The 5,984-nt window shown below is 74.0% G+C and carries 6 protein-coding genes and 1 pseudogene; 5 read left to right on the plus strand and 2 right to left on the minus strand.

Annotation, left to right across the window (positions count from 1 at the left end):
• Together I4I78_RS29015 and I4I78_RS29020 are read left to right on the plus strand one after the other, a co-directional pair.
• On the plus strand, window positions 1–931 hold a 931-nt coding region (locus tag I4I78_RS29015; protein WP_218614695.1), incomplete at its 5' end, for an MBL fold metallo-hydrolase.
• On the plus strand, window positions 928–1,707 hold the full coding sequence (locus I4I78_RS29020) for an enoyl-CoA hydratase/isomerase family protein (RefSeq protein ID WP_218614696.1): 780 nt from the start codon (window positions 928–930) through the stop codon (window positions 1,705–1,707). The genes I4I78_RS29015 and I4I78_RS29020, both read left to right, overlap by 4 nt.
• A gap of 13 nt (window positions 1,708–1,720) precedes the next feature.
• On the opposite strand, the gene I4I78_RS29025 is transcribed toward I4I78_RS29020, so the two are convergent.
• Complete coding sequence (locus I4I78_RS29025; RefSeq protein ID WP_218614697.1) at window positions 1,721–3,382, minus strand: choline dehydrogenase; 1,662 nt, start codon at window positions 3,380–3,382, stop codon at window positions 1,721–1,723.
• 145 nt (window positions 3,383–3,527) lie between these two features.
• Between I4I78_RS29025 and I4I78_RS29030 the strand changes: the two genes are divergently transcribed.
• Window positions 3,528–3,902 (plus strand): hypothetical protein, encoded by a 375-nt coding sequence (locus I4I78_RS29030; RefSeq protein ID WP_218614698.1) that lies wholly within the window; start codon window positions 3,528–3,530, stop codon window positions 3,900–3,902.
• A gap of 395 nt (window positions 3,903–4,297) precedes the next feature.
• On the opposite strand, the gene I4I78_RS33115 is transcribed toward I4I78_RS29030, so the two are convergent.
• Window positions 4,298–4,873 (minus strand): Asp23/Gls24 family envelope stress response protein, encoded by a 576-nt coding sequence (locus I4I78_RS33115; protein ID WP_226380639.1) that lies wholly within the window; start codon window positions 4,871–4,873, stop codon window positions 4,298–4,300.
• A gap of 38 nt (window positions 4,874–4,911) precedes the next feature.
• Here I4I78_RS33115 and I4I78_RS29040 point away from each other — a divergent pair, with 38 nt between their 5' ends.
• Window positions 4,912–5,682 (plus strand): IclR family transcriptional regulator, encoded by a 771-nt coding sequence (locus I4I78_RS29040; RefSeq protein ID WP_218614700.1) that lies wholly within the window; start codon window positions 4,912–4,914, stop codon window positions 5,680–5,682.
• Window positions 5,683–5,788: 106 nt separating this feature from the next.
• A pseudogene (locus I4I78_RS33120) lies at window positions 5,789–5,984 on the plus strand (hypothetical protein); the annotation flags it as partial.

Here is a 5,984-nt window from a genome sequence, read left to right on the forward strand (position 1 = left end):
CCCCGACGCCAACCTGCTGTTCCTTCCCGGCCCGCACCCCACGCTGATCGACTCCGGTTTCGTCGGCCACGCCGCGGAGACCCGCGAGTGGGCGCGTGCGCAGGCCGGCGGCCGCGTCGAGCTCGTCGTGAACACCCACTGGCACGCCGACCACGTCGGGGGCAACGCCGCGCTGCAGGAGGCCGGAGCCGGGATCGCCGCGAGTGCCCCGGACGCCGAGGCCGTGCGCCGCCGTGACCCCGGCTGCTGCCTCGCCGAGTACCTCGACCAGCCGGTGAGCCCGTACACGGTGGACCGCGCGCTCGACGACGGGGAAGCGGTGTGGCTCGGCGAGACCGAGTGGGAGGTCGTCCGCACCCCCGGGCACACGCCGGGGCACCTGAGCCTGTGGCAGCCCGACGAGCGGCTGCTCGTGGTGGGGGACGCGCTCTCTGACTACGACGTCGGCTGGGTCGCCACCGCACTCGACGGCCCGGACGCCGCCGCGGTCGCGGTGGCGTCGCTGGAGCGGATCACCGCGCTGCACCCCCGGGTCCTGCTGCCCGCGCACGGCTCGATCCCGGCCGATCCGGAGGCCGCACTGGCGAACGCGCACCGCCGGGCGCAACGGCTCGTCGACGACCCGGACGGCGCGGTCTGGTACGCCGCCCGCCGCATCTTCGCCTACGCGGTGATGATCCGCGGCGGATTGCCGCTCGCCTCCGTCGAGGAGTACCTGCTGGCGCGGGCCTGGCTCACCGACGCCGCGGACCTCCTGCGCCGGCCCGCCGAGGAGGTCGTCGTCGAGCTGCTCGACACCATGCGTCGCAGCGGTGCCGTGGTCGAACGGGACGGTCTGCTGCGTGCGGCCGCCGACCATGCCGAGGTGCCGCCGGAGACCCTCGATCAACCCTGGCCCCGGGCCTGGCCCACAGCGGAGGAGACCTCATGAGCTGGACCGTCGAACGACACGGGCGCGTCGCCGTCGTGACCATGACGACGAACCCCGTCAACGCGCAGAACCGGGCGTTCTTCGCCGACCTGCACGAGGCGTTCGACCGACTGGAGTCCGAGCACGCCGACTCGCCGGTCGTCCTGACCGGGCAGCGCAACCGCTTCTCGGCCGGGCTCGACCTCGGCGAGCACTTCCCGATCTTCGCCGGTGAGCCCGACGGCGTGGCCGAGTGGTTCGCCGCCTACCGCGCGACGAACATGCGCCTGTTCACCTACCCGCGGCCCACCGTCGCCGCCGTCAACGGGCACGCCTTCGCCGGCGGGCTGATCACCTCCGCGGTCTGCGACCGCCGGGTCGCCGTCGACTCCGACGCCCGGTTCAGCCTCAACGAGGTCCCGATCGGGATCCCGATGCCCGCGGTCTACGTGCGGATGCTGACCTACGCCTGGGGCGAGCGGACCGCGGCGCGGGCGTCGCTGTTCGGCGAGACGTTCGACCAGGACCAGGCGCTCGCCCTCGGGATGTTCGACGAGCTGCTGCCCGCCGGGCAGGTCCTCGACCGGGCCGTCGCCGTGGCCGGGTCCATCCCCGAGGACACCCTGGAGCACTACGCCTACACCAAGCGCGCCGCGCAGGCCGCCGCGTTGCGCGACATCGCCGACCTGTCCGACCCGCTCGACGAGGAACTGCCCCGGTGGTTCACGACGCCGAACGCCCGCCACGCCCACCGCCGCTACTGGCGCGAGCTGAAGGGGACCGAGCCCACCTGGTGATGGGGGCCCGCCGCTACCTCGACGCCGCCGCGGGCTCGGAGCCCCAGGACTCGGGGGCCAGAGCGGTGTTGCCCAGGATCATGTCCGCGGCGCGTTCGGCGATCATCATGACCGGCGCGTAGGTGTTCGCGTTCGTGATCGTGGGCATCACCGACGCGTCGACGACCCGCAGGCCCTCCACCCCGTGCACGCGCAGGTCGCGCGGGTCCACCACGGCCCCGTCGTCGAGGCCCATCCGCGCGCTGCAGGCGGGGTGCAGGCCGGTCTGCGCGGTGCGCTGGACCCACTCCATCACCTGGTCGTCGGTCTCGACCTCGGGACCGGGCAGGACCTCACCGGCGTCGTAGGGGGCGAACGCGGCCTGTGCGCACAGCTCGCGGGCGCCGCGCACCGCGGCGAGCCAGCGACGGCGGTCCTCCGGCGCGGACAGGTAGTTGAACCGGATGGCGGGGTAGCGGTGCGGGTCGGTCGAGCCGATCGTCACCGACCCCCGTGCCGCGGAGCGCATGACGCCGACGTGGACCTGGTAGCCGTGGTCGCGCGGCCCCAGCGCGTTCTCCTCGCTGGCCATCGCGATCGGGGCGAACATGAACATCAGGTCGGGGCTGGGCTCGTCGGCGCGGCTGCGGGCGAAGCCGCCGGCCTGCAACGGGTTGTGCGCGCCCGGCCCGCTGCCCAGCAGCAGGGACTGGGACACGATCCGCGGCCAGTTGCGCTTGCTCTTGGTCGCGGCCTCGGAGACCGGCGCGGCGCAGGCGTGCTGCATGTGGACCGCGAGGTGGTCCTGCAGGTTCTGCCCGACGCCGGGCAGGTGCGCGGTGACCGGGATGCGCAGCGACTCGAGCAGCGCGGAGTCGCCCAGGCCGGAGAGCTGCAGGATCTGCGGGGTGTTGATCGCCCCGCCGGACAGGACGACCTCGCGGGCCCGGACGTGGACCGCGAGCCCGTCCTGGTCGACGTAGCGCACGCCGGTCACCGTGTTCCCGCGCAGCATCAGCCCGGTGACCAGCGTCCGGCACCGCACCTCGAGGTTGGCGCGCCGCCGGACCGGGCGCAGGTAGGCGTCCGCGGCCGACACCCGGCGCCCGTGATGCACCGCCTGGTCCAGCCGGGCGAAGCCCTCCTGCCGGACGTCGTTGACGTCCGGGACCACCGGGTGACCGGCCTGCCGGGCCGCCTGGAAGAACGCCGCGAACAGGGGGCCGTTGGCCGGGCTCCGTTCGAGCCGGTGCGGACCGCCGCGTCCCCGGGTGGTCCCGCCCGGCTCGTCGCGGCAGTTCTCCAGCTTGCGGAAGTAGGGCAGGCAGTGCGCGGCATCCCAGCCGTCCATGCCGTCGGCGGCCGCCCAGCCGTCGAAGTCGGCCGGGTTGCCGCGCTGGTAGACCATCCCGTTGATGCTGCTGGAGCCGCCCAGGACCTTGCCGCGCGGCTGGCGCAGGCGCCGGTCCTGCAGGCGCGGCTCCGGCTCGGACCGGTAACGCCAGTCGTGCGACGCGCTGCCCACCGGGAAGCCCATCGCGATCGGCAGGTGCACGGCCAGGTCCCACCAGTAGTCGGGACGGCCCGCCTCGAGCACGAGCACCCGGGTCCGGGGGTCCGCGCTGAGCCGGTTCGCGAGGACACTCCCGGCTGAACCGCCTCCGACGATGATGAAGTCGTATTCTGAGTCCGTCATGTCTCGCCTGTCCGTTTCCCAGCGTGCGGGTACCGCAATAGCTATTGCGGTGAGGACTCTAGACGATGTCACCACCCGGTCGGTGCACGGTGTGACCGGTGACCCGCCGGATCATCGGTGACGCCGAGGAGAAGCAGGAGCCGCCGTGCCCGAGAGCCCGGAAGATGACGACGTCGTGCGGGCGCTCGTCGAGCTGCGGACGCAGCTCGAGCACACCGTCGCCGAGCTGAACGCGGCCGCCGAGCGGGCCGACGAGCTGATCGCGCTGCGGACGGCCGGGCGTTCCTGGCGCGAGATCGTGTTCCAGGAGGAGCCCCCGCTGATCATCGAGCGGATCAGCCGGGCGCTCGACACCCTCGGCGTGGCGGGGAGCCGGTTCCGTCGCGAGGAGGCCCGCGCGCTGCAGCGCGAGAACGTCAGCATCACCGCGATCGGGAAGCTGTTCGGGGTCACCCGCCAGCGCGCGTCCACCCTGGTCCAGGACCGACCGGAACGCGATCAGGACCCGCCCGTCGCCTGAGGACGGTGGCCGGTGTCGGGTGGGCCTCGTCTCGCGGAGCGGGCGGCGAGGTCCTCTCGCTGGTGGCGGGAAGACCCCGGGCGTCACGTTATGGCTGTCCCGCCGACCACAACGTGACGCTCGACCATCGCCGATGGTTCCGAGGCACGTCGGGCGCCACGTTCTGGTCGTCCCCGCCGCCACATCGTGACGTTCGATGACGCGTCCATGATCGACGTCTGTGGGATGGGGTGGGCCGCCGATGGCCCGGAACATGCCTCAGGCATCGATCATGGACGGTCCCGGCTCCGGTGATCCGGTGCCCGCAGGTCGGGCGGCGCCGACCGTGCCCGGGGTGTGTGCGGGGGACGTCACGGCGACCCGGAAGGGCGGGATGCGGCGCCGCCGGGGACCGGTCAGCGCACGTCGCGTCCGGTCGGGGAGGGCGCGGCGGGCAGGGCCGTGATCCGGACGTCGAGACGGCCCACCTGCAGGCCGGTCGTCTCGGCGATCCGGGCGCTCACCCGGGTACGGGCACGTTCGACGACGTCGGCGACCGGGGCGGCGCGGCGGACGCTCGCGCGGACCTCCAGGTCGACGGCCGTCCCGTGCACCGCGACCGTCACGCGCGGCCGGTGGTCCGCGCCGTCGGATCCGATCCCCGGGACCCGCCGCGCCGGTCCGCCGATCTCCGGGATCTCGCCGAGCGCGGCCGCGGCGATCTTCTGCACGACCCGGTCGGCGATCTCGGTCCGCCCTCGGTCGTCCGTGGTGGTGGGCTCGGAATCGGTCGACCCGGGAGCAGCCGACCCCGAGACAGCCGACCCCGAGACAGCCGACCCCGGGACAGCCGACCCCGGGGGCGGGAAGCGCGCCTGCACCTCCGGCCCGGACCGTTGCTCCGGTACCGCGACCGTGCGCCTGCGGTGCCGACCCGTCGTCCACGGGGGCGTCGCCGCGGACGCCCGGTCGCCCGGATCGGTGGTGTGCATGACACACAGTGACACGCTGCCCGGGGCACACTGCACGGATGGCACGGTCCGATTCCGGCGAGTCGGTGCTCGAACGCGCGGTGCGGATCTTCGAGGCGTTCACACCGGAGACGACGACGCTGGCCGTCTCGGAGATCGCGCGGCGGGCCGGACTACCGCTGGCGACGGCGTCGCGGCTGGTCGCGGAGATGGTGCGGCACGGGCTGCTCGCCCGGGACGACGACCGGCGGGTCCGGATCGGGCTGCGGCTCTGGGAGCTGGCGTCGCGGGCGTCGCCGACACTGTCGTTGCGGGAGACCGCGATGCCGGTGATGGAGCAGCTGCAGGCCTCGATCGGGCACCACACCCAGCTCGGCGTGCTCGACGGCGACGAGGTGCTGTTCGTCGAGCGGCTCAGCGCCGAGCACGCCGTGATCAACTACACCCGGATCGCGGCCCGCCTGCCGCTGCACGCCTCGTCGTCGGGGCTGGTGCTGCTGGCCTACGGGTCGACGACCCTGCAGGAACGGGTGCTGGCCGGGCCGCTGCCGCGCTACACGCCGGCCACCGTCACCGGCGCCGAAGAGCTCCGCGAGCTGCTGGCGCGGGTCCGCAGGCAGGGCTTCGTGCTGTGCCCGGGCCACATCCACGCCGACGCGACCGGGATCGCGGTGCCGATCCGGACCGCCGACCGGCAGGTCGCCGCCGCGGTGTCGGTGATCGTGCCGAACGACGAGCGCGCGCGGGCCCGCCTGCCGGCCCTCACCGCGGCCGCCCGGTCGATCGAACGGCGCCTCCGCGACGACCCCGCGGCACCACCGTCGGAGTAGAGGGGACAGGAACGACATCGCCCTCCCGTTGAATGGGATGGCGGTGGAGGCGGGGTGCTCCGCGGGCCGATGCTTCCCCCGACGCGACGACGCGGAGGAGACCGGGATGCCACCCGAGAACGGACGGCCCGAGAACGGACGGCCCGAGAACCGACGGCCCCCGGACGGCCGGGGCGCGGACGTCCTGACGGTGCGGGAGCGGACGGTCGCCTCCGACGGCGTCGTCACGCTGACGCTCACCCGGCCCGACGGCGCGCGGCTTCCGGACTGGGCTCCGGGCGCGCACATCGACCTGCTGCTGG

This window comes from Pseudonocardia sp. KRD291 (assembly GCF_019263595.1).
GTDB lineage: Bacteria > Actinomycetota > Actinomycetes > Mycobacteriales > Pseudonocardiaceae > Pseudonocardia.

Bases quoted from the DNA above. Each gene is read 5' to 3' on its own strand.
- I4I78_RS29020 (WP_218614696.1), top strand. From the start codon at position 928: ATGAGCTGGACCGTCGAACGACACGGGCGCGTCGCCGTCGTGACCATG.
- I4I78_RS29040 (WP_218614700.1), top strand. From the start codon at position 4,912: ATGGCACGGTCCGATTCCGGCGAGTCGGTGCTCGAACGCGCGGTGCGG.
- I4I78_RS33115 (WP_226380639.1), bottom strand. From the start codon at position 4,873: ATGCACACCACCGATCCGGGCGACCGGGCGTCCGCGGCGACGCCCCCG.
- I4I78_RS29025 (WP_218614697.1), bottom strand. From the start codon at position 3,382: ATGACGGACTCAGAATACGACTTCATCATCGTCGGAGGCGGTTCAGCC.